This window comes from Piscinibacter sp. HJYY11 (genome assembly GCF_016735515.1).
Lineage (GTDB): Bacteria > Pseudomonadota > Gammaproteobacteria > Burkholderiales > Burkholderiaceae_C > Rhizobacter.
In genome coordinates this window covers 2,900,645-2,923,312 of the sequence record NZ_JAERQZ010000001.1, presented here as the reverse complement: position 1 = coordinate 2,923,312, position 22,668 = coordinate 2,900,645, and the positions used below count along the sequence as shown (strand labels likewise).

General features: G+C 69.1%; 17 protein-coding genes. 5 read left to right on the top strand and 12 right to left on the bottom strand.

Annotation, left to right across the window (positions count from 1 at the left end; translation table 11 throughout):
* Nucleotides 1-2 precede the first annotated feature (2 nt).
* Nucleotides 3-470: a TerB family tellurite resistance protein gene (locus JI745_RS13515; protein WP_201807505.1), complete on the bottom strand. Its 468-nt coding sequence runs from the start codon at nt 468-470 to the stop codon at nt 3-5.
* Between the two features lie 152 nt (nt 471-622).
* On the opposite strand from JI745_RS13515, the gene JI745_RS13510 reads away from it, so the two are divergent.
* The 3 genes from JI745_RS13510 (at nt 623) to JI745_RS13500 (ending at nt 6,424) form a co-directional block, all read left to right on the top strand.
* Nucleotides 623-2,404 carry an ABC transporter ATP-binding protein gene (locus JI745_RS13510; protein WP_201807502.1) on the top strand — a complete coding sequence of 594 codons (1,782 nt, stop codon included), beginning with the start codon at nt 623-625 and terminating at the stop codon, nt 2,402-2,404.
* A gap of 231 nt (nt 2,405-2,635) precedes the next feature.
* Nucleotides 2,636-5,248, top strand: coding sequence for an FG-GAP-like repeat-containing protein (locus JI745_RS13505; RefSeq protein WP_201807499.1), 2,613 nt, complete (start codon nt 2,636-2,638; stop codon nt 5,246-5,248).
* Nucleotides 5,249-5,398: 150 nt separating this feature from the next.
* Entirely contained in the window at nt 5,399-6,424 is a 1,026-nt protein-coding gene (locus JI745_RS13500) for a hypothetical protein (protein WP_201807496.1), read from the top strand.
* On the opposite strand, the gene JI745_RS13495 is transcribed toward JI745_RS13500, so the two are convergent.
* The 10 genes from JI745_RS13495 to JI745_RS13450 form a co-directional block, all read right to left on the bottom strand.
* A complete protein-coding gene (locus JI745_RS13495; protein WP_201807493.1) occupies nt 6,425-6,772 on the bottom strand; it encodes a zinc ribbon domain-containing protein in 348 nt (115 codons plus the stop codon).
* An 11-nt stretch (nt 6,773-6,783) separates the two neighbouring features.
* Complete coding sequence (fmdA, locus tag JI745_RS13490; RefSeq protein ID WP_201807491.1) at nt 6,784-8,013, bottom strand: formamidase; 1,230 nt, start codon at nt 8,011-8,013, stop codon at nt 6,784-6,786.
* A 22-nt stretch (nt 8,014-8,035) separates the two neighbouring features.
* A complete protein-coding gene (urtE, locus tag JI745_RS13485) occupies nt 8,036-8,725 on the bottom strand; it encodes an urea ABC transporter ATP-binding subunit UrtE (protein ID WP_201807489.1) in 690 nt (229 codons plus the stop codon).
* Between the two features lie 16 nt (nt 8,726-8,741).
* Entirely contained in the window at nt 8,742-9,494 is a 753-nt protein-coding gene (gene urtD, locus JI745_RS13480; RefSeq protein ID WP_201812535.1) for an urea ABC transporter ATP-binding protein UrtD, read from the bottom strand.
* 24 nt (nt 9,495-9,518) lie between these two features.
* Entirely contained in the window at nt 9,519-10,718 is a 1,200-nt protein-coding gene (gene urtC, locus JI745_RS13475) for an urea ABC transporter permease subunit UrtC (RefSeq protein WP_201807487.1), read from the bottom strand.
* Between the two features lie 38 nt (nt 10,719-10,756).
* Nucleotides 10,757-11,671, bottom strand: coding sequence for an urea ABC transporter permease subunit UrtB (gene urtB / locus JI745_RS13470; RefSeq protein ID WP_201807479.1), 915 nt, complete (start codon nt 11,669-11,671; stop codon nt 10,757-10,759).
* 118 nt (nt 11,672-11,789) lie between these two features.
* Nucleotides 11,790-13,043, bottom strand: a complete 1,254-nt coding sequence (gene urtA, locus JI745_RS13465) for an urea ABC transporter substrate-binding protein (RefSeq protein ID WP_201807476.1) — start codon at nt 13,041-13,043, stop codon at nt 11,790-11,792.
* Between the two features lie 131 nt (nt 13,044-13,174).
* Nucleotides 13,175-14,557, bottom strand: coding sequence for a VWA domain-containing protein (locus tag JI745_RS13460; protein WP_201807475.1), 1,383 nt, complete (start codon nt 14,555-14,557; stop codon nt 13,175-13,177).
* A 213-nt stretch (nt 14,558-14,770) separates the two neighbouring features.
* Complete coding sequence (locus JI745_RS13455; protein ID WP_201807473.1) at nt 14,771-15,580, bottom strand: CbbQ/NirQ/NorQ/GpvN family protein; 810 nt, start codon at nt 15,578-15,580, stop codon at nt 14,771-14,773.
* Nucleotides 15,581-15,599: 19 nt separating this feature from the next.
* Nucleotides 15,600-16,640, bottom strand: coding sequence for an aliphatic amidase (locus JI745_RS13450; RefSeq protein WP_201807469.1), 1,041 nt, complete (start codon nt 16,638-16,640; stop codon nt 15,600-15,602).
* A 140-nt stretch (nt 16,641-16,780) separates the two neighbouring features.
* Between JI745_RS13450 and JI745_RS13445 the strand changes: the two genes are divergently transcribed.
* Both JI745_RS13445 and JI745_RS13440 read left to right on the top strand, forming a co-directional pair.
* Nucleotides 16,781-20,176, top strand: coding sequence for an ATP-binding protein (locus tag JI745_RS13445; RefSeq protein WP_201807466.1), 3,396 nt, complete (start codon nt 16,781-16,783; stop codon nt 20,174-20,176).
* A gap of 35 nt (nt 20,177-20,211) precedes the next feature.
* Complete coding sequence (locus tag JI745_RS13440; RefSeq protein WP_201812534.1) at nt 20,212-21,054, top strand: response regulator transcription factor; 843 nt, start codon at nt 20,212-20,214, stop codon at nt 21,052-21,054.
* Nucleotides 21,055-21,061: 7 nt separating this feature from the next.
* On the opposite strand, the gene JI745_RS13435 is transcribed toward JI745_RS13440, so the two are convergent.
* A complete protein-coding gene (locus JI745_RS13435) occupies nt 21,062-22,633 on the bottom strand; it encodes a methyl-accepting chemotaxis protein (RefSeq protein WP_201807463.1) in 1,572 nt (523 codons plus the stop codon).
* Nucleotides 22,634-22,668: the final 35 nt, after the last annotated feature.

Genomic DNA, 22,668 nt, shown 5'->3' with positions numbered 1-22,668 from the left:
GGTCAGCCGATGCCGGCTTCCTTCTCGGCGCGCAGGCGTGCGTTGACGTAGGCCCCCTGCGGCACGTGCAGCAGGTCGGCGATGCGCCACAGCACGTGGCGCTCGTGCGCGCTCAGGTGGCCGTCGGCGTAGGCCACGCGCCACATGTGCTCGATCATGCGCAGCTTCTGCGGCATGTCGAAGCGCTCGTTGATGCGGGAGGTGAAGCTGAAGAGGTCGGTGGCCCGCCGGGCCGCGTCTTCGGCCAGCTCGGTCAGGCGCTGCGCTTCGTCGTCGGCCAGGGCGAACTTGTCGCGCAGGCCGGCCAGCACCGCCTCGCGCTCGCCGGCGTGGAAGCTCGGGTCGGCGCGCATCACCTCCACCAGCATCACCGCGGTGGCGAGCTGCAGCGCGTGTTCGGCCGCCGCGGGGCTGTCTGTCGCCGAGGGCGGGCACAGGCTGTCGAAGAGGTCCTTGAGCGTCTTGAGCATGGGCCGATGATGGCACCGCGGCGTCGCCAGCGTGCCGTGTAAGGGAACTTCCGACATCCGGCGTGGAGCCGCCCCGACTGGGAGCTGAAACGGCGGCCACCTACAGTGTGCGGCTCGGCCTTCCGGTGGCCGTTCCTGCATCTTTCTGCCGCATGTCATCCGCAGCCGTCCTCGTCTCGCCCACCCCCCTCGTGCAGCTCTATCGCCAGGCCTGGGCCCATGCGGCCGGCGTGCGCACCCGCATGGTCGCGGCACTTGCGATGCTGGGCGGCTCGCAGCTGCTCAAGCTCGCGATGCCGTGGATGGCGGCGCAGGCGATCAACAGCATCCAGGTCGCCGGCGCAGCCGGCCTGTCGGGGGCGGGCCTGTGGATCGCCGGCATCCTCGGCCTGCAGGTCACGGTGTGGGTCTTCCATGGCCCGGCGCGCGTGATCGAGCGCTCGGTGGCGCTGCGCGTACGCCGCAGCGTGGCCGATGCGCTGTATGCGCGGCTCACGCACGCACCGCTCACCTGGCACGAGCGCCATCACTCGGGCGACCTGCAGCACCGGGTCGGGCAGGCGAGCTCGGCCTTGTCGAACTTCACCGAGAGCCAGTTCATCTACCTGCAGAACTTCATCAACGTGGCCGGCCCGCTGACGGCGCTCGCGCTGCTCTCGCCCCTGACCGGCAGCATGGCGCTGGTGGGCTTCGTCGCGATCGCTATCGCGATCGTGCGCTTCGATGGCGCGCTGATGCGGCTCGCCGCGCGCGAGAACCATGCCCACCGCGGTTACTCCGCACGCATGCTCGACTTCGTCGGCAACATCGGCTCGATCGCCAGCCTGCGCCTGCAGCAGGCCACCCGCACGCTGCTTGACAGCCGGCTGCTCGCGGTCTTCGAGCCGCTTCGCCGCAGCATCGTGCTCAACGAGTGGAAGTGGGGCGCGGTCGACATCCTCTCCGTCTCGTTGAGCTGGGGCCTGGTGGTGGTCTATGCCTGGTCGGTGCACGGTGCGGCCGGCGGCGCGCCGCTCCTGATCGGCAGCCTCTTCATGATCTACCAGTACGCACAGCAGGCGGCCAACGTGCTGGGCGCGATGGCCTCGAACTACCAGACGCTCGCCCGCACGCAGACCGATTTCGCAAGCGCCGGGCCGATCTGGGAGGCACCGCAGACGCCGGCGGTCACCCGCGCCCCGGCCAGCCACGGCTGGCAGCGCATCGACCTGCACGGCCTCGGCTATCGCCATGCCAGCAGCGAGCGTGGCGGCCTGCACGACATCCAGCTCAGCCTGCAGCGCGGCGAACGCATCGCGCTCGTCGGCGCAAGCGGCTGCGGCAAGAGCACGCTGCTGCGCGTGCTCGCGGGCCTCTATCCGGCCGAGCAAGGCCATGTGTCGCTCGATGGCGTGGCGCAGCTCGGCCGCCGCCATCTCGCCGACTTCGCGACGCTGATCCCGCAGGAGGCCGAGGTCTTCGAGCTGAGCCTGCGCGACAACATCACGCTCGGCGCCGACACGCCCGACACCGACCTGCAGCGCGCGCTGCACGTGAGCGTGATCGACATGGTGATGGCCCACCTGCCGCAGCGGCTGGACACGCCGATGTCCGAGCGCGGCAGCAACTTCTCCGGCGGGCAGCGCCAGCGTGTGGCCCTCGCGCGCGGCGTGCTGGCGGCCACCGGCAGCAGCGTGCTGCTGCTCGACGAGCCCACGAGTGCGCTCGATGCGCTGACCGAGCAACTCGTGCACGAGCGCCTGAGCGAGGCCTTCCCGCACGCCTGCGTGATCGCCGCGGTGCACCGCATGGGCCTGCTGCATCACTTCGACCGGGTGGTGTTCATGGCCGAGGGCCGCATCGTCGACACCGGCACGGCGGCCGAGGTCGCCGCGCGGCAACCGGTGTTCGCCGCCATGCTGCAAGGTGCGCACGCGACGCCGGCGGCGGCCTGACGCACGACGCGCAGCGCGAATCTCCGCGATTACCCTCGGCCATCCGAAACGTATCGTTGCACTCTGCGGGGTGAGTGCCTGCTTGGCCTGTGCCGCCATCCCTAGAGTGGGGTGGTAGGGTCTTCCGCACAGCAGAGAAGCGACTGCCAAAATTTTTGCCACCTGGTGCCTTCCGAGGTGGTGATGGGTTTGTCTAGCTTGGCTGGCACATGGCGTGTGCAGCGTGTTCTGGTGTCCGTTGTCGCGCTCGCGCTGGCGGGTGTGTTGACGGGCTGCGGTGGTGGCGGTGACGACGGCACGGGGGCTCAGGCCGAGCCGGACCCGCCCCTCACGGAAGCGGATGAATCCGCGAGCCTCGGCGTCGAGACGCTGCTCGGCCGCGGTGGCAGCGAGTACTTCCCGCTCGGCACCCAGGACCAATGGGTTTACCGCACGGCCGATGATGGCCAGCTCAAGTTCAGGGTGACGGGCCGCGAGCGCATCGGTGCGCTCGACACGACCGTCGTCACGCACAACGTGCCGGGCTTCGCGCCGTTCGAGCAGGTGAACTTCGTCGTCGACGCCCAGGCCGTGCGGCAGGTGCCGGGGCCGGGCGCCAACCCGGTGCTGCAGGCGCTGGGGCCCCTGGAGGTGATGCGCTTCCCGCTGATCCCCGGCCAGCGATTCGTGCAGGCCGACCGCAGCGTCGATTCGGGTGTCGACATCGACGGCGACGGCCGTACCGACATGCTCACCGTGCGCTCCGAAGTCACGGTGGTGGCCTTCGAGCTGCTCACGCGCGTGGAGGCGGGGCTCTTCGCCCGCACCGCGCACCTGCGCACGCGCATCGAGCAGACGCTCGTCGCGTCGTCCACCGGCACGCGCAGCACGCTGCAGGCCACGCTCGACGACTGGTATGCGCCGGGCGTGGGCCTGATCCGCAGCCGCGGGGTCTACCGCGAGGGCGAGGCGGTGCAGACCACGACGCAGAGCCTGCTGGCCTACCGCGTGGGCGGGCGGCGCAGCGATGCGGTGGCCCCCACCGTGACGGCGATGGACCCGGCCCCGCGCAGCCTGCAGGGCAGCCGCACCATCGTGAACGTCGACTTCAGCGAGCCGCTCGATGCCGACGCGCTACAGGCCGACAGCATCACCATCACCGACGCCAGTGGCAACACGGTGTACGGCTACGTCTCGCTGGTCGGCAACCGCCTCACCTTCAGCCCTTACGAGCCCTGGCCGAGCGGCACCTACACCGTGCGGCTGGGCGCAGGCCTGGTCGACCTCGCCGGCAATGCGCTGCGGCCGCGCAGCTGGGCGTTCAACGTCGAAGCCGAGGCGCCGACGGCCGTGTCGCTCACGCCGGCGCGCGATGCGGAAGACGTGGCGCTCGATGCGGTGCTGCGCGCCGAGTTCAGCGAAGCGCTGGACGCGCGCACCGTGCCCGGCAACGTGCGCCTGTTCGACGCCGCCGCGGGCCAGCAGGTCGAGGCGGTCGTCACGCTGACCAACCCGCGCACCATCACCATCCGCCCGCAGGCCCCGCTGCGGCGTGCCACGCGCTACCTGGTGCAGTTCGACCCGGCGATGACCGACCTGCGGGGCAACCCGGTGATGATGACCCAGCCCTGGACCTTCGGCACCGACCCCGGGCTCTTCGGCTACCCCACGCTCGTGCGACGGCATTTCGCCCCCGAAGCGGTGGCGGTGGGCGACGTCAACGGCGACGGGCTCGACGACGTGGTGATGAGCACCTATTTCTCGTTCGACCCCGACAACGACTTCAAGCTCGTGGTCTACCTGCAACGTCCTGACGGCACGCTGGCCGATCCGGTGCGCTATGCCAACGCGAGCTGGAGCGAATGCAAGGCGAGCTCGCTCGCCATCGCCGACCTCGATGGCGATGGCCGCAAGGACGTGGCCATCGCCCAGGGCGGCTGCGGCGTCGAGATCTTCATCCAGCGGCCCGACGGCACGCTCGCCAGCGGCAACTGGCTGCCCTATGCCGAGTCGCACCGCATCCGCGCGGCCGACATCAACGCCGACGGCCTGGCCGACCTCGTGGGCATGAGTGCCCAGACCGGACAGGTGGCGGTGTGGTACCAGGTCGGCAGCCGCATCTCGCTGCCCACCTTCTACCCGGCCGATGCCGGCGGCGGCAGCGTCTACACCGCGGGCGACCTCGACGTGGGCGACCTCAACGGCGACGGCCGCCCCGACATCGTGGTCGGCAACACCAGCGACCCGGCCCGCTCGGTGGCGGTGCTCTACCAGCAGGCCGATGGCCGCTACGGCGCGCCGCTGGCCCTGGGCGTGGACACGAGCTGGGCCGCACGGGGCGTGGCGATCGGCGACCTCAACGGCGACGGCCGCCACGACCTCGCCGTCACCTGGGGCGGTGCCGCACCGGCCGCGCTGTCGGTCTTCTACCAGCGCAGCGACGGCACGCTCGCCCCGCCCGTCACGCTCACGAGCCTCGACTACCCCGGCGCGATCGAGATCGCCGACCTCAACCAGGACGGCCGCCTCGATGCCGCCGTGGCGCACGACGGCTGGGGCAGCGTCGGCGTGTACCTGCAAGGCAGCGACGGCGTGCTGCAGGCCGAGCAGCGCTTCGACGGGACGGATGGCAGCGCCAACCCGCACGGCCTCGCGGTGGGCGACGTGAACGGCGACGGCCGCGTCGACGTCGTGCAAACCGGCGTGTCGGTGCTCTACAACCGCGGCACGCCCACGGCCACCGCCGCCACCGAGCGGCGCATGAGCCAATCGGCTGCGGCGCCCAAGCTGCGCTGGTGGCTGGGCGTGGGAGGCCGTGCGCCTTCTCCGTCATCTGTGCAGCCCTCGCGCAGCAACGCCCGCTGAGCGCGTCGCCGCGCGGCGAGCCGCCGCTCGCGCCGCGCTGGCGGCGTTTCGCGCCATCCCAGGGCCGTTCGTCACACGGCCCCTGCGCGGGCGCTCCTGGTGTGGGAAGAATCCCGTCATCCCAACACCCACATCAGGAGGACGGCCGCCATGCGATCCACATTCACATCCCGCCTCGCGGGCCTCGCGCTCTGCGCCGCGTGTGCGGCCCCAGCCCTGGCCCAGGTCGGCCTGCAACGCGAAAGCTGGACGCTCGCCCACACCGACGGCCCGGCCGACAAGGTCGGCGGCATCGTCTGGTACCCGACCGCGGCGAAAAGCGAGACCCAGCACTTCGGCCCCTTCACGCTCAAGGCCGCTCTCGGCGCCCCACCCAGGCCGGGCCGTCACCCGCTGGTGCTGATCTCGCACGGCAACGGCGGCACCGACCTCGGCCACGCCTGGCTGGCCGAGACCCTGGCGACCGCGGGCCACGTGGTGGTGGCGATCCGCCACCCGGGCTCGAACTACCAGGACATGAGCGCGAAAGGGCGGCCCGTTTACTTCACCGAGCGGCCGCGCCACCTGAGCCGCGTGCTCGACCAGCTGCTCAAGAGCGAGCGATGGGCGCCGCTGATCGATGACAGGCGCATCGCCGCCATCGGCACCTCGGCCGGCGGCCACACCGTGCTCGCCCTGGCCGGTGCCAAGCCCCAGCCCTCGCGCGCGGCACTGCATTGCAGCGTGCAAGGGCGCGGCCTGGCCGAAGACCCGACGATGTGCCTGCAGGGCGGCTTCACCAAAAGCCAGCCGGCGCCGGTGCCCGACGGCCAGGGCGAGCCGGTCGACCGGCGCGACCCGCGCATCCGCGCCGTGGTGGCCGATGCGCCGCTCGTGATGGGCCTCGCGCCCGAGTCGCTCGGCGGCATTCGCGTGCCGCTGCTCGTGCAATACGGCGCCCGCGACGACAACCTCGTGCCACGCTTCCACGCCGAGGCGCTGTGCGCGGCCTTGCCCAAGGCCACCTGTTTCCGCGACGAACGTGCCGGCCACTTCGCCATCTTCCAGACCGGCACCGGCCGCCTGGGCCCGCCCGGGCTCGACCCGGCCGAAGACCCGGACGGCTTCGACCGCGCCGCGTGGCAGACCGCCGCCGGCCGGCGCATCACCGCCTTCCTCAAGGAGGCGTTGCGCTGATCAGTGGCTGATCATCCAGGGCCGCTTGCTCGGGAAGGCCTTGGCGCCGTTGGGCGCGGTGACGGTGGCGCCGCGCTTCTTGTTCCCTGTCGAGCAGCAGCCACAGCCCGACGGGTGCTTGAGCCGCGCGTAGTCGCTCGAACGCTTGGGCTCGTGGCGCGCCCGCTCGTTGGTCTCCATCGCGCGTCGGGTGCTGCCCTCCATCAGGCCGAGCCGCGGTGCGCTCGCGAACACGCGTGGCGACGGTGCCCCGCAGTCGGGGCACGCGGCCGCCTCGTTGCGCATCGCCAGCGTGCGGAACGCATCGAAGCCGCCGCAGTCGGCGCAGGCGTAGTCGTAGGTCGGCATGCGCGTCGCTCCTAGACGAGGTCGGGCGAGAGCGGCATCTGGATCGAGCCGTCGATGAACTTCTGCGGCCCGGCGGCGTTCGGGTTGATGTCGAAGTCGAAGATCTGCGTCGGCAGCCACAGCGTGGCACACGCATTCGGCACGTCGACCACGCCGCTGATGTGGCCCTGCACCGGCGCCGTGCCGAGGATGCTGTAGGCCTGCGCGCCCGAGTAGCCGAACTTCTTCAGGTACTCGATCGCGTTCAGGCAGGCCTGGCGGTAGGCGACGTTCACGTCGAGGTAGTACTGCTTGCCCGATTCGTCGACGCTGATGCCCTCGAAGATCACGTAGTCGTTGTAGGTCGGCGTGATGGGGCTCGGCTTGAAGATCGGGTTCTTGATGCCGTACTTGGCCATGCCGCCCTTGATCAGGTTGACCTTCATGTGCACCCAGCCGGCCATCTCGATCGCACCGCAGAAGGTGATCTCGCCGTCGCCCTGGCTGAAGTGCAGGTCGCCCACCGACAGGCCCGCACCGTCGACGTAGACCGGGAAGAAGATCTTCGAGCCGCGTGAGAGATCCTTGATGTCGCAGTTGCCGCCGTGCTCGCGTGGCGGCACGGTGCGCGCGCCGGTGGCCGCGGCCTTGGTCAGCGCATCGCCCTTGAGCTTGCCCATGTGCGCCGTGCCGGCGAAGGGCGGGTTGGCCAGGCCGCCAGTCTCGGGGTCGGAGTCGATCAGCGCCTGCTCGCGCGTGTTCCACATCTCCAGCATCTTCGGGTCGGGCAGGCAGCCGATCAGGCCGGGGTGGATGAGGCCGGCGTACTTCACGCCCGGCACATGGCGCGAGGTGGTGAACATGCCGTGGAAGTCCCAGATCGACTTCTGTGCCTGCGGGAAGTGCTCGGTGAGGAAGCCGCCGCCGTTCTTCTTCGAGAAGAAGCCATTGAAGCCCCACAGGCTGTCGTCCTTGGCGCCGATGTCGAGCAGGTCCACCACCAGCAGGTCGCCGGGCTCGGCACCTTTCACGCCGACCGGGCCGCTGAGGTAGTGCACGGTGGTGAGGTCGATGTCGCGCACGTCGTCGGCGGAATCGTTGTTCTTGATGAAGCCGCCGGTCCAGTCGTAGGTCTCGAGCACGAAGTCGTCGCCCGGCTTGACCCAGCAGGCCATCGGGATGTCGGGGTGCCAGCGGTTGTGCACGCCTTCGTTGGTGGGCGCGGGCTTGGTGAGATCGACCTTGATGAGTGTTTCAGGCATGGTGGACTCCGTGGGTGGTTGCTCAGACAGAGAGGTATTGCTTGATGTGGGCGACGTCGGTGTCGGCGCGCTTCGTCTCGTGCACGAGCCGCCCGCCTTCGATCACGAAGAGCCGGTCGGCCACGTCCATCGCGAAGCTCAGCACCTGCTCGCTCACGACGATGGTGATGTCGCGCAGGCGGCGGATCTCGTTCAGCGCTTTCGCGATGTCCTTGATGATGGAAGGCTGGATGCCTTCGGTCGGTTCGTCGAGCAGCAGCACCTTGGGGTTGGTGACGAGCGCACGGGCGATCGCGAGCTGCTGCTGCTGGCCACCGGAGAGGTTGCCGCCCTTGCGGCGTCGCATCTCCCACAGCACCGGGAAGAGGGTGTAGATCTCCTCGGGAATCTTCTTGACCTTGGCGTTCTCCAGGCCCGTCTGGATGTTCTCTTCGACCGAGAGCGTCGGGAAGATCATGCGGCCCTGCGGCACGTAGGCGATGCCCTTGGCCACGCGCTTGTAGCTCTCGTCGTGGCTGATCTCGCTGCCGGCCACCTGCACGCTGCCGCTCTTCGTCGGCAGCACGCCCATCAGGCTCTTGAACAGCGTGGTCTTGCCCATGCCGTTGCGGCCCATGATGGCCACCGTCTCTTTCGTGTTCGCCTCGAACGAGATGCCGTGCAGCGCCTCGCTTTGCCCGTAGGCGACGAACAGGTCCTTCACGTTCAGCATGTGGGTTCCCTCCCTCTCAATGTCCGAGATACACGTCGATGACCTTGGGGTCGTTCTGCACCTTCTCCATCGACCCTTCGGCGAGGATCTTTCCCTGGTGCATCACGGTGACCTTGTGGGCGATCTGCTTGACGAAATCCATGTCGTGCTCGATCACGATCACCGCGCGGTTCGCGCAGATGCGCTTCAGCAGCTCGGCGGTCAGCTCGCGCTCACGGGCGCTCATGCCGGCAATGGGCTCGTCGAGCATCAGCAGCTCAGGCTCCTGCATCAGCAGCATCCCGATCTCCAGCCACTGCTTCTGCCCGTGGCTCAGCAGGCCCGCTTCCATGCCCAGCATCTCGGCCAGGCCCACTTCTTCGGCGACGACCTGGACACGCGCCTTGACCTCGTCGCTGCACTTGAAGAACAGCGCGCCCAGCACCGAGCGGCCTTTCGGGAAGGAGACCTCGAGGTTCTGGAAGACGGTGAGGTTCTCGTAGATCGACGGCGTCTGGAACTTGCGGCCGATGCCGCGCCGCACGCGGGTGTGTTCGGCGAGCGAGGTCAGCTCCTCGTTCTTGAACTTGATGCTGCCGGCGCTGGCTTTCGTCTTGCCGCAGATCAGGTCGAGCAGCGTGGTCTTGCCGGCGCCGTTGGGGCCGATGATCACGCGCAGCTCGTTCTTGTCGATGTAGAGCGTGAGGGCGTCGATCGCCTTGAAGCCGTCGAAGCTGACGGTGAGGTCTTCGACTGCGAGGGCGAAGTCGGTGTTGCTGGCCACGGTCATCATGGTGGAGGCTCCGGTGGGGGGTCAGGCGCGCTGGCCGCTGATGCCCATCGGCATGGACACGGTCGTGCTGGGGCGCGGGGGCGGCGGCTCGGGGTAGGAGGCCTGTGCGGCCGCCACCTGTTCGCGGATCGCGAGTCGCTCTTCGCGGCGCTTGCGCCACCAGGGCTTCAGGTGGCTGTCGACCAGGCCGGCCAGGCCGTTGGGGAAGGCCATCGTCACGCCGATGAAGAGCGCGGCCATCAGGAAGAGCCAGAGGTCGGGGAAGCTCTCGGAGAAGAAGGTCTTGCCGGCGTTCACGAGCAGCGCGCCGTACACCGCGCCGACGAGGCTCATGCGCCCGCCCACCGCCGCGTAGATCACCATCTCGATGGAGGGCACGATGCCCACGAAGCTCGGCGACATGAAGCCGACCTGCAGCGCGAAGAGCGCACCGCCGATGCCCGACAGCGCCGCCCCGAGGCAGAACACGGCCACCTTGAACATCGCCACGTCGTAGCCGGAGAAGCGCACGCGGTCTTCCTTGTCGCGCATCGCGAGCAGGAGCGTGCCGAGCTTGCTCTTCTGCACCCAGGCACACAGCACGATGCTGCCGAGCAGCAGCGCGCAGCACACGTAGTAGAGGATGACCTTGGCGCTGTCGGTGCGGATGTCCCAGCCGAGGAGCGTCTTCAGGTCGGTCATGCCGTTGACGCCGCCGGTGTAGCCCTGCCGGCCGATGATGAGCACCGAGAGGATCAGTGCCACCGCCTGCGTGATGATCGCGAAGTACACGCCACCCACGCGCCGCTTGAACATCGCGTAGCTGATGATGAAGGCGAGCAGCGTCGGGATCGCGATCACCGCGAAGAGCGTGAACGGCAGGCTCTTGAACGGGATCCAGAAGAGCGGCAGCTCGGTGAGCTGGTTCCAGTCCATGAAGTCGGGGATGCCCGGCGTGCTCTGGATCTTGGTGCTCTCGGGGTCGCTCGCCTCGAGCTTGAGGAACATCGCCATCGCGTAGCCCCCGAGCCCGAAGAACACCCCCTGGCCCAGGCTCAGCACGCCGCCATAGCCCCACACCATCACCAGGCCGATGGCGACGAAGGCATAGGTGAGGTACTTGCCCACCAGGTTGAGGCGAAACACGTCGAGCGTGAGCGGCAGCAGCACGAGCAGCAACACCGCCAGGATCAGCATGCTGCCGACACTCGGTTTGCCCAGCCAACTTTTCAGCGCAGTCATATCGTCGGTACTCCAGAGACTTCGAAACGAGGTGGACCTCAGCGGCGGACCTTGACCGCGAACAGCCCTTGCGGCCGCGCCATCAGGATCAGCACGATCAGCGACAGCGTCAGCACCTTGGCCATCGAGCCGGTCATGAAGAACTCGCTGATCGACTGGGTCTGCGCGATGCCGAAGGCCGAGGCCACGGTGCCGAGCAGGCTGGCGGCGCCGCCGAAGGTGACGACGAGGAAGGCGTCGACGATGTAGAGCGAGCCGCTCGTCGGCCCCGTCGAGCCGATGGTGGTGAAGGCAGCACCGGCCACACCGGCGATGCCGCAGCCGATCGCAAACGTGAGGCGGTCGGTCTTCTTGGTGTTGATGCCGATCGCGTTGGCCATCTGGCGGTTGCTCACCGTGGCGCGCACGCGCAGGCCCCAGCGGCTCTTGTAGAGGGCGAGCATCACGCCGCCGGTCACGACGGCGGTGAGCGCGAGCACGAAGAGGCCGTTGATCGGGATGTCGAGGCCTTCCTTGGGCGCCCACGAGCCCATCAGCCACTCGGGCAGCGTGGGGCTCACTTCCTTCGGGCCGATGCCCGTGCGGAAGCACTGCTGCAGCGCGAGGCTCACGCCCCAGGTGGCGAGCAGCGTGTCGAGCGGGCGCTTGTAGAGGTGGCGGATCAGCGCCCACTCGACGATCCAGCCGGCGATGAAGGCGAACACGAAGGCCACGCAGATCGCGACCGGGAAGTAGTACGCCACCAGCCCCGGTGCGAACTTCTCGGTGAGCGTGCTGCCGAGGAAGATGGTGTAGGCGCCGATGGTCATGAACTCGCCATGCGCCATGTTGATCACGCCCATCTGGCCGAAGATGATGGCCAGGCCCAGGCCCATCAGCAGCAGCACCGAGAAGAGGCTCAAGCCGGCAAAGCCCTGCATGAGGCCGATGTTCATGAATTCGGAGAAGGTCATGGGTGGCTTTCGTGGATCTGGGTGGGCCTTCGATACCTCAGGCCGAACGGCTTTTCACTCCAGTTCGGGCTGAGGTATCGAAGCCTCGTGCTGTTGCAACGGGCTTCGATGCCGGTTCTTACTGGTATCCCTTGGGGAAGGGGTCCGGCTTGATCAGGTCCTTGGATTCCGCGACCACCTTGAAGGTCGCATCCGGCATGCCCTGGCCGATGCGCGCCTTGCTCCACAGGTGGTGGTTGGCGTCGAGCTTCACGTAGCCCTCGGGCGCGGTCTTGAGCTCGATGCCGGGCGAGGCGGCGACCACCTTGTCGACGTCGAAACTGCCGGCCTTCTCGACCGCGGCCTTCCACAGCCAAGGGCCGAGGTAGCCGGCCTGCGTCACGTCGCCGATCACCGCGTCCTTGCCGTACTTGGCCTTGAAGGCGGCGACGAACTTCTTGTTGTTCTCGTTCTCCAGCGTCTGGAAGTACTTCATCGACGAGTAGAAGCCGGCGAAGTTTTCGCCGCCCACGCCGGTCATCTCGTCTTCCGTGACCGACAGCGTCAGCAGGAACTGCTTGTCGCCGGTGATGCCCGCAGCCTTGAGCTGCTTGTAGAACGCGACGTTAGAGCCACCCACCACCGCCGCGAAGATGCAGTCGGGCTTGGCAACCTTGATCTTGTTGATCAGCGAGTTGAAGTTGGTGTGGCCGAGCGGGTAGTACTCCTCGCCCTTGACGGAGCCGAGCTTGCCCACCGTCTCGATGTGCTTGCGCGCGATCTTCATCGAGGTGCGCGGCCAGATGTAGTCGCTGCCGACGAGGAAGAAGGTCTTGGCCTTCTTCTCCTTCGCGCCCCAGTCCAGGCTCCAGATGATCTGCTGCGTGGCCTCCTGCCCGGTGTAGATCACGTTCTTGCTCTGCTCCAGGCCTTCGTAGAAGGTCGGGTAGTAGAGGAGGCCGTTCTCCTTCTCGAACACCGGCAGCACTGCCTTGCGCGAGGCGCTGGTCCAGCAGCCGAAGACGGTGGCCACCCGGTCGTTGACGAGCAGCTTCTTGCTCTTCTCGGCGAAGGTCGGCCAGTCGCTGGCGCCGTCTTCCTTGATGACCTTGATCTTGCGGCCGAGGATGCCGCCCATCGCGTTGATCTGGTCGATGGCGAGCTGCTCGGCCTGGATCGAGCCGGTCTCCGAGATCGCCATCGTGCCGGTGGCCGAGTGCAGCTGGCCGACGGTGACTTCGGTGTCGGTGATGGCGAGCTTGGTGGTGTTCACCTTCGAGGTCGGGAAGTTGGCCGACGCGAGGGTGGGCAGGCCGGCCAGCGGCGCGGCGGCCATGCCGGCCAGCAGCTGACGGCGGTGCCGGGAAGGAAAGTCGTCGTGTCGATCAGTCATGTCGCGCTCCGTTGCGTGGTGAAGTTCGTGGTGTTGCGGAGCACCCTGCTGCTCCGTTGCTGCAAGACTAGGGACGACCCCCTGCGCGCTGAATACGTCAATCAACGTACTCACGTGCGCGCGGCGTTCGCTCAGAGTCGGTGCAGGCGCGTCACCCAGCGGCGCAGGTCTTGTGCACATCGCAGCGCGTGCACGTGACGCCGCCCCAGCACGCGTCGCACGGCTGCGGCGGCCGAGGCGCCCATGGCGAGCCCCTGCACGCCGACGCCGCGGCGCCGTGCCTCGCGCACCGCGCGGCGTGCATCGGCGAGCAGGTGCGTGGGGTCGTGCACGTCGATGTCGTGCGGCTCGCCGTCGCTCAGCAGCAGCACGGTGCGGCGTTGTGCGGGCTGTGCGTCGAGCAGCGCGCAGGCATGGCGCAGCGCGACCCCGAGGCGCGTGGAGCCCTGCGCGCGCAGGCCGGCCAGGCGTGCGGCGGCGAGCTGCGGGTCGTCGAAGGTCTTCAGCACCACGCCGTGCTGGTGCTCGCGGCCATCGGAATGAAAGCCGTGCACGGCGCAGCGGCGGCCTGACGCCTGCGCGATGGCGTTCAGGCCCCACGCGGTGTGGCGCGCCAGGTCGAGCCGGCCGTCGTCGGCCATCGACACCGAGAGGTCCAGCAGCACGAGCCAGGCCGCGCGCACCGCGCGTGGCTCGCGGTCGCGGTGCACACGCGCGGCAGGGGCATGGCCGGCGCGCTGTTGCGCCGCTTCGCGCAGCGCAGCGTCGAGGTCCAGCTCGTCGCCGTGGCGGCACAGGCGGCGACGCGAAGGCCGCGGGGTGTCGACGCTCGGGGGCGCACGGCGCGCGAGCGTGGCGAGCCAGCGCTGTTGCGCGTTCACCCACGTGTGCAACGCCTCTGCATCGCCCGCGGAGGCTGGCTGCTCGCGCAGGCGGCACCAGTCGCGGCGGTAGGCGCCGATGCGGTGGTCCCACTCCGGGTAGCGGTGTTCGTCGTGCGGTTCGGGCGGCGTGGGCGACGGGGTGGCCGAGGCCGGCATCTCCATCGCGGCCTGGGCTTCGCGCGAGGGCGTGGCCTCGGCCGAGACTGCCTCGGCCTGCCACAGGCAGGCATGGTCGTCGCGGTACGAGGGCACGGGCCGGTATCCGCGGTCATGGAAGCGCAGCCGCATCTGGCCGATGTCGTGGCCCAGGCGCGAGGCGACGTGGCGCAGCGTGGTGGCGTCGCCCGCGCTGTCGGCCACGTGTTCGAGGAAGAGTGCGCGCCCCTTGCGCACCCAGGCGTTGGCGTCCGCGTAGCCGGGGTCGTGCAGGCCGCGTGCGAGGCGGGCCATCAGCGCGTCGAGCTGGCTGCCGTCGTCCGGGCTCGCCGTGTGATGCGGATGCCACAGCGACCACAGGCCGGGCAGCTCACGTGCCGCCAGCCGCTCGACACGCGCGTCCTCCAGGAGGCCGACGAGGGCGCGCGTGAGCGGATGCACGCCGCGCGGATCGAAGTCGCCGCGGCTGCGCACCGCATGGGCCGCGGCATGCGCGGCCGCGGCTTCATACCAGCGCGGGTGCGGGGCCTGCGCCGGCAGCCACAGCGTCGCCTGCCTCAGTGACGGTGCGTTAGGTGCGTCGTCGGGTCACGCGTCGATCGCCGGCGCGAAGGACCACATCGCGTGGAGATAGTGCCGCAGCACGGGGCGGCGTGCGTCGAGTGCGCATTCATCCGGCGGCATGCTTCATTCGACGAAGAACGCACGCACGATGGCGTCGAGTGACTCCATCAGCTCGGGCTCGTCGGTGAGCGGCCCCGTCACCGCGGCGCGGCAGGCGCGGCCACTCGCCATGCCGGCCTGCATCAATCGCCCGGCATGCACCAGCATGCGGGTCGACGCGCCTTCGTCCAGGCCCTGGCCTTGCAGGCGGCGTGTGCGCAGCGCGAGCTGCACCATTTGCCCGGCCTGCTCACGCGAGACACCGCCTTCATGCGCGACGATGGCCGCCTCGGTCTCGGGCGGTGGGTAGCCGAAGTCGAGCGCGCAGAAGCGCTGCCGCGTCGACATCTTGAGTTCCTTGAAGGCCGCCTGGTAGCCCGGGTTGTAGGACACCACGAGGCGGAAGTCGGCATGCGCGGGCACGAGTTCGTTGCAGGCCGCAAGCGGCAGTGCACGCCGGCTGTCGGCCAAGGGGTGCAGCACGACGGTGGTGTCGGCGCGCGCCTCCACCACTTCGTCGAGGTAGCAGATCGCGCCATGGCGCACCGCGAGCGTGAGCGGCCCGTCCTGCCAGCGCGTGCCCTGCGCGTCGAGCAGCCAGCGGCCCACCAGGTCGGCGGCGCTCAGGTCGTCGTGGCAGGCGACCGTGATGAGTGGCTGTCGCAGCCGCCACGCCATGTGCTCGACGAAGCGTGTCTTGCCACAGCCGGTGGGGCCCTTCAGCAGCAGGGGCAGGCCGCTCGCATGCGCCGCTTCGAAAAGGGCGACCTCGTCGCCGCTCGCCTGGTAGTAGGGCTCGGCGACGATGCGCCAGGCGGCGAGCGGGTCCCCCACGTCTGCGGTGTCGGCAAGGTCAGCGGTGCGCGCCCGCGCTCTGGTTGGGAATGCCCGGAATCGGGCATTCCTCGGTGCCCACCGTCGGGCGTGTGATCGCCTCGACCATCTGCCGGGTGCCCTCGGGGTCGTTGATCCACTTCGCGTAGAAGTCGTACGGGCAGGTGGCCACGCCCTGCGCGCCTTCGTGCGAGTTGATCTTGCCGGTGTAACCGCGGTGCAGCAGCTTGAACAGGTGGTTCTCGCTCTGCCCGTTGCGCCGCGCGTCGCGGATCAGGCTCTTGGAGAGCGCCGCGTACTGGATGCCGTAGTCCTCTTCGCCGCATTCGCCGAGCGTGCGGCCGTCGAAGCCGACGATCGCCGAGTGGCCGAAGTACGAGTACACGCCGTCGAAGCCGGCGGCGTTGGCGACCGCCACGTAGACGTTGTTGGCCCAGGCCATGGCCTTGGCCATCAGCACCTGCTGGTCCTTGGCGGGGTACATGTAGCCCTGGCAGCGCACGATCAGCTCGGCGCCCTTCATCGCGCAGTCGCGCCAGATCTCGGGGTAGTTGCCGTCGTCGCAGATGATGAGGCTCACCTTCAGCCCCTTGGGGCCTTCGCTCACGTAGGTGCAGTTGCCCGGGTACCAGCCCTCGATGGGGACCCACGGCATGATCTTGCGGTACTTCTGCACGATCTCGCCCTGGTCGTTCATCAGGATGAGCGTGTTGTACGGCGCCTTGTATGGGTGCTCCTCGTGGCGCTCGCCGGTGAGCGAGAACACGCCCCACACCTTGGCCTTGCGGCACGCCGCCGCGAAGATCTCGGTCTCCTCGCCCGGCACGGTGGACGCCGTGTCGTACATCTCCTGCGAGTCGTACATGATCCCGTGGGTGCTGTACTCGGGGAAGACGATCAGGTCGAGCCCCGGCAGGCCGAGCTTGATGCCCTCGATCATCTCGGCGATCTTGCGTGCGTTGGCGAGCACTTCGGCCTTGCTGTGCAGCCGCGGCATCTTGTAGTTGACGACGGCCACGCCGACGGTGTCGTGGCTGCTGGAGATGTCGCCGTGCAACATGCTGGTGCTCCTCGGGTCGGTGACGATGTTGGTGCGACCTTAAGAACACTTCGGGTGCGCGCGAATACGTCAATCAACGTACAGGGAGCTGGAGCACTTCTTGCTATTTCCCGGTTCACCGCTGTACCGGGCTTCCTGAAGTGCCAGCCGCCACCCAGAAGATCTTTCGCATCCGCCGCGACTACAACGCCTGGGTCGCCGACGAGACGCTGGAGGACTACGCACTGCGGTACACGCCGCGCAGCTTCCGCAAATGGAGCGAGTTCCGCGTTGCGAACACCGCGTTCGGTGCCTGCTCGTTTCTCGCGCTCGAAGCCATCGGCGGCGCCATCGCGCTCAACTACGGCTTCTCGAATGCGCTGTGGGCGATCCTCGTCGTCGGCCTCATCACCTTCTTCACCGGGTTGCCCATCAGCTACTACGCCGCGAAGTACGGCGTCGACATGGACCTGCTCACGCGCGGCGCCGGCTTCGGCTACCTCGGCTCCACGCTCACCTCGCTGATCTACGCGAGCTTCACCTTCATCTTCTTCGCGCTGGAGGCGGCCATCCTCGCGCTCGCGCTGCAGATGTACTTCGACTGGCCGCTGCCGCTGTGCTACCTGCTGTCGTCGCTCGGCATCATCCCGCTCGTGATGTACGGCATCACGCAGATCTCGCGCCTGCAGCTGTGGACGCAGCCGCTGTGGATCGTGCTGCTGGTGCTGCCCTACCTCTTCGTGCTCGCGAAGAACCCGCAGGCCTTCAGCGATTTCACCGGCCTGGTGGGGCGCAGCTCCGACAGCTCGGGCTTCAGCTGGCTGATGTTCGGCGCCGCGGCGACAGTGGCCTTCTCGCTCGTGGTGCAGATCGGCGAGCAGGTCGACTACCTGCGCTTCCTGCCCGAGAAGACCGCGGCCAACCGGCGCCGCTGGTGGGCCGCCGTGCTGGTGGCCGGGCCGGGCTGGATCGTGCCCGGCATGGTGAAGATGCTGGGCGGCGCCTTCCTCGCCTTTCTCGCCCTGCAGCACCAGATCCCGACCGACAAGGCGATCGAGCCGACGCAGATGTACCTGGCGGCCTTCGCGTACGTGTTCGACAACCCGGCCTGGGTGCTGGCGGTCACCACGCTCTTCGTCGTGGTCTCGCAGGTGAAGATCAACCTCACCAATGCCTACGCCGGCTCGCTGGCCTGGAGCAACTTCTTCGCGCGCCTCACCCACAGCCACCCCGGGCGCGTGGTGTGGCTGGTGTTCAACGTGGCGATCGCGGTGCTCTTGATGACGCTCGGCGTGTTCGAGGCACTGGAGCGTGTGCTGGGCCTCTACAGCAACGTGGCCATCGCGTGGGTGGGCGCGCTGGTGGCCGACCTCGTGATCAACAAGCCACTCGGCCTGAGCCCGAAGCACATCGAGTTCAAGCGGGCGCACCTCTACGACATCAACCCCGTCGGCCTCGGCGCCATGCTGAGCGCGGCGGTGCTGGCCATCGTGGCGTACGCGGGCGCGCTCGGGCCCACGGCCGAGGCGTTCTCGCCCTTCATCGCGCTCATGACCGCCATGGTGCTGTCGCCGCTGCTGGCCTGGGCCACGCGCGGGCGCTACTACCTCGCACGCCACAGCGCCACCCGCTGGGCGCCCGGCGAGAGCGTGGTGTGCTCGGTGTGCGATAACGCCTTCGAGTCGGAAGACATGGCGCATTGCCCAGCCTACGACGCGCCCATCTGCTCGCTCTGCTGCACGCTCGAATCGCGTTGCCACGACCGCTGCAAGACCGACTCGCGCGCCGCCGAGCAGGTGAGCGCGGCGCTGGCCACCGTGCTGCCGGCGCGCCTGGCAGGCCACGTCAATTCGCGGGTCGCGCATTACCTGGTGGTGCTGGCCTCGCTGATCGGCCTCCTGGCGGTGATCCTCGGCGTGGTGTATGACCAGCAGGTGGTGTTGCGCGCCTCCGACCAGCTGGCGCTGCAGGCGCCTTTCCTCAAGGTGTTTGCGCTGCTGTCGCTGGTGGCCGCGGTGGGCGCGTGGTGGGTGGTGCTCGGCAGTGAGAGCCGCCACATGGCACAGGACGAATCGAACCGCCAGAACCAGCTGCTGACCCGGGAGATCGAGGCCCACCAGCGCACCGACGCCGCCTTGCAGCAGGCGAAAGACCTGGCCGAGGCGGCCAACCAAGCCAAGACGCGCTACGTGGCCGGCATGACGCACGAGCTGCGCACGCCGCTCAACAGCATCCTCGGCTATGCGCAGATCCTCCTGAAGGACGAGCAGGTGCAGGGCGCACGCCGCGCCTCGGTCGCGACCATCCACCGCAGCGGCGAGCACCTGCACGGCCTCATCGACGGCCTTCTCGACCTCGCCCGCATCGAGGCCGGGCGACTGCGGCTCGACCCGGCGCCGCTGCCCATGCACGAGTTCCTCGACGACCTGGTGCGCATGGTCGCCCCGCAGGCCGAAGCGAAAGGCCTCGCCTTCAAGCTGGAGACGAGCGGCCGCATTCCGAGCTACGTGAACGCCGACGCGCGCCGGCTGCGGCAGATCCTCATCAACCTGCTCGGCAACGCGGTGCGTTTCACCGACCACGGCAGCATCACGCTCCGGCTCGACCACCGCCGCGAGGTGGCGCGCTTCGAAGTCATCGACACCGGCATCGGCATCGCGGCACAGGACCAGGAGCGCATCTTCCTGCCCTTCGAACGCGGCAGCGCCGGCCGCCGCACCGGCGACCCGGGCACCGGCCTCGGCCTCACCATCACCCACCTGCTCACGCAGCTGATGGGCGGCGACCTCACGCTGCGGAGTGCGCCGGGCGAAGGCAGCACCTTCACCGTGCGGCTCTACCTGCGCGAGGTCAGCGCGCCCACGCGGCCACGGTTGCCGCACCGGCCGGTGACGGGCTACGTGGGCCCGCGCCGCACGCTGCTCGTCGTCGACGACCAGCCGACGCAACGGCAGATGCTGGTGGGCATGCTGGCGCCGCTGGGCTTCCACATCCGCGAAGCGGCCAGCGGCAGCGAGTGCCTGGAGAGCGTGCAGTCGCAACAGCCCGACGCGGTGCTGCTCGATGTGTCGATGGACGACATGGACGGCTGGCAGACGGCCAGAGGGATCCGCGCTGCCGGGTTCGCCGGCCTGCCGATCATCATGGTGTCGGCCAATGCCTTCGAGAACCAGCCCGACAAGCTGGCCGAGGCCGGTGTGCAGGGCTTCGTCGACAAGCCGGTGATCGAATCGGAGCTGCTCGCCGCGTTGCAGCGCCACCTGCAGATCGAATGGCTGGCCGAACTCGCGATGCCGGCGTGGACGGGCTCGGTGGTGTCGGACGTCGAGGCCTCACTGCCGGCGCAACTGGTGGGCGACCTGATGCGCCTCGCCCGCCTCGGCCATGTGCAGGGTTTGAAGGCGGCCATCGACAGCGCGCTGCACACGCATGCCGAGTGCACCCCCGAGCTGCAGCGCCTGGGCGGGCTGCTCGAGCGCTACGACCTCGAAGGCGTGTTGCAGCAGCTCGTGAAGAACGTGCAGGGCCGCACGGCCGACGAGGAGGTGCCGCTGTGAGCGCCAGTGCCCCTGGACGGACTTCCGGCGTGGTGATGCTGGTCGACGACGCACCGCAGTCGCTCGGGCCGGTGTGCATTGCGCTCGAGGAGCACGGCTACAGCGTGGTGGTGGCCCACGACGGCGAATCGGCCCTCGCGCGGCTGGAGCTGGTGTCGCCCGATGCCATCCTGCTCGACGCGCTGATGCCCGGGCTGTCGGGCTTCGAGGTGTGCCGTCGCCTCAAGGCCGACCCGGCGCTGGCGCATGTGCCGGTGATCTTCATGACCGGCCTGTCGGAGACGCCGCACATCGTCGAAGGCTTCGAAAGCGGCGGCGTCGACTACGTGGTGAAGCCGGTGCGTGCGCAGGAGGTGCTGGCGCGCCTGGCCACCCACCTGCGCAACGCGCGCGCAGTGCGCCTGGCGCGCGATGCGCTCGACGTCGGCGGCCACGGCGTGCTGGTGATCGATGCGCAATGGCGCGTGGCCTGGCGCTCGCCGCAGGCGGCGGCGTGGATGCGCGAGCTGTACCCCGGCGTCGACGGCCTGCCCGAAGACTGGCGCGACTGGCTGGCGGCCGGAACGTCCGATGCGCATGTGAGCGCGTCGCTGCAACTGCGCAACCTGGGCGCCGTCGGCCTGGGCGAACAGATGCTGCTGCTGCAACGCCGTTCGCCCGAGGCCGCCGCGCCCAGCCGCCTCAGCACCGCGTCGCTCACGCCACGCGAGGCCGAGGTGCTGTCGTGGGTTGCCAAGGGTAAGACCAACCGTGACGTGGCCGACATCCTCGGGATGAGCCCGCGCACGGTGAACAAGCACCTGGAGCACGTGTTCGAGAAGCTCGGCGTGGAGACGCGCGCCGCGGCGGCCGCGCTCGCCAGCCGAGAGCTCGGCTGAAGCGCGGTCAGGCGGCTTGGGCCAGCCTGAACACGCTCACGGTGTCGGCCAGCCGGGCGGCCTGCTGCTTGAGGCTCTCAGCCGCGGCCGCGCTCTCTTCCACCAGCGCGGCGTTCTGCTGTGTCACCTGGTCGAGCTGGGCGACGGCGTCGTTGACCTGGCCGATGCCCGTCGTCTGCTCGGTGGTGGCCGAGCTGATGCCGCCGATGAGCTCGGCCACGTGCCGCACCTGCGACACGATGTCCTCCATCGCGTTGCCGGCGTCGCCCACGAGCTTTGCACCCGCTGCCACTTTCTCGACGCTCGTGCCGATGAGCGCCTTGATCTCCTTGGCCGCTTCGGCGCTGCGCTGGGCCAGGTTGCGCACCTCGCCGGCGACCACCGCAAAACCACGCCCCTGCTCGCCGGCGCGCGCCGCTTCGACCGCGGCGTTCAGCGCGAGGATGTTGGTCTGGAACGCGATGCCGTCGATCACGCCGATGATGTCGGCGATCTTGCGGGAGCTGTTGCTGATGTCGTCCATCGTGGCGACGACGTGGCCCACGACCTCGCCGCCGCGTTGCGCGGCCGCACTGGCCGCGCCGGCGAGCTGCGTCGCCTGGCGTGCGGTGTCGGCGGTGGTCTTCACGGTCGAGTTCAGTTGCTCCATCGAGGCGGCGGTCTGCTGCAGGTTGGACGCCTGCTCCTCGGTGCGCTGCGACAGGTCGGCATTGCCCGTGGCGATCTGGGCCGAGCCGGTGGCGATGGAATCCGAGGCGTCACGCACACGCCCGACCACGCGGGCCAGGCCCGCCTGCATGTCGGCGAGGGAGGCGAGCACGCTGCCCGCGACGGCCGTCTCGGCGCCCGGGACGCGACCCAGGTCGCCTTCGGCCACCCGGCGCGCGGCGGCGCTGAGCAGCGACGGCTCGGCGCCGAGCGCCCGCAGCAGGCCGCGTGTGATCAGGACGGCGAGCGACGCGGCGATGACGATGGCGACCAGGCACGCCCCCACCATCAGGTTGCGGCTCGACTGGTAGGCGACGTCCGCACGCGCGACCTCGGCCCTGCCTTGGTCGGCCGCGAAATCGATGTAGCGGTTGGCCGCCGTCAGCAGGCTCGCCAGGAGCGGGCGGCAGTCGGCATTCGTCTTGGCGACGGCCTCGTCGTGCTGGCCGCTCATTGCCAGGGCCACGATGTTCAGCGCCACCGGGCCGTAGCGCGATTCGACGCGGTCGATCTCTGCCGCGAGCTCCCGTTCGCGCGCATCCGACGACTTGGCCACCATCTCCTTCAGCTTGGCGAGGCTCTGCCCCACCTTCTGGTGCGAAGCCATGACGGCCGCCTTCTCCGTCTCACGGTCGGCGGCGCTCGACACCAGCACGAGGTTGCGTGCGCCGATGGCGCGCGCATTGGTCGCATCGAGCACCGCGTTGGCCAGTTCGATCCGGACGGCGGTGTCGTGGACGTAGGTCTCGTAGTCGCCGTGAGACGAGCCCAGCGACACGAGCGACAGGGCGGCCACCGCGATGACGATGGCGGTGAGGGTGCCGAAGGCGACCGCCAGCTTGAATCTGATCGTCAGGGTTCTGAAGTTCATGGGAGTCTCCCCAGTGGGCCGGCGGCCGATGGGGA

Bases quoted from the DNA above. Each gene is read 5' to 3' on its own strand.
- JI745_RS13515 (WP_201807505.1), bottom strand. From the start codon at position 470: ATGCTCAAGACGCTCAAGGACCTCTTCGACAGCCTGTGCCCGCCCTCG.
- JI745_RS13510 (WP_201807502.1), top strand. From the start codon at position 623: ATGTCATCCGCAGCCGTCCTCGTCTCGCCCACCCCCCTCGTGCAGCTC.
- JI745_RS13500 (WP_201807496.1), top strand. From the start codon at position 5,399: ATGCGATCCACATTCACATCCCGCCTCGCGGGCCTCGCGCTCTGCGCC.
- JI745_RS13495 (WP_201807493.1), bottom strand. From the start codon at position 6,772: ATGCCGACCTACGACTACGCCTGCGCCGACTGCGGCGGCTTCGATGCG.
- fmdA (WP_201807491.1), bottom strand. From the start codon at position 8,013: ATGCCTGAAACACTCATCAAGGTCGATCTCACCAAGCCCGCGCCCACC.
- urtE (WP_201807489.1), bottom strand. From the start codon at position 8,725: ATGCTGAACGTGAAGGACCTGTTCGTCGCCTACGGGCAAAGCGAGGCG.
- urtD (WP_201812535.1), bottom strand. From the start codon at position 9,494: ATGACCGTGGCCAGCAACACCGACTTCGCCCTCGCAGTCGAAGACCTC.
- urtC (WP_201807487.1), bottom strand. From the start codon at position 10,718: ATGACTGCGCTGAAAAGTTGGCTGGGCAAACCGAGTGTCGGCAGCATG.
- urtB (WP_201807479.1), bottom strand. From the start codon at position 11,671: ATGACCTTCTCCGAATTCATGAACATCGGCCTCATGCAGGGCTTTGCC.
- urtA (WP_201807476.1), bottom strand. From the start codon at position 13,043: ATGACTGATCGACACGACGACTTTCCTTCCCGGCACCGCCGTCAGCTG.
- JI745_RS13450 (WP_201807469.1), bottom strand. From the start codon at position 16,640: ATGTTGCACGGCGACATCTCCAGCAGCCACGACACCGTCGGCGTGGCC.
- JI745_RS13440 (WP_201812534.1), top strand. From the start codon at position 20,212: ATGCTGGTCGACGACGCACCGCAGTCGCTCGGGCCGGTGTGCATTGCG.
- JI745_RS13435 (WP_201807463.1), bottom strand. From the start codon at position 22,633: ATGAACTTCAGAACCCTGACGATCAGATTCAAGCTGGCGGTCGCCTTC.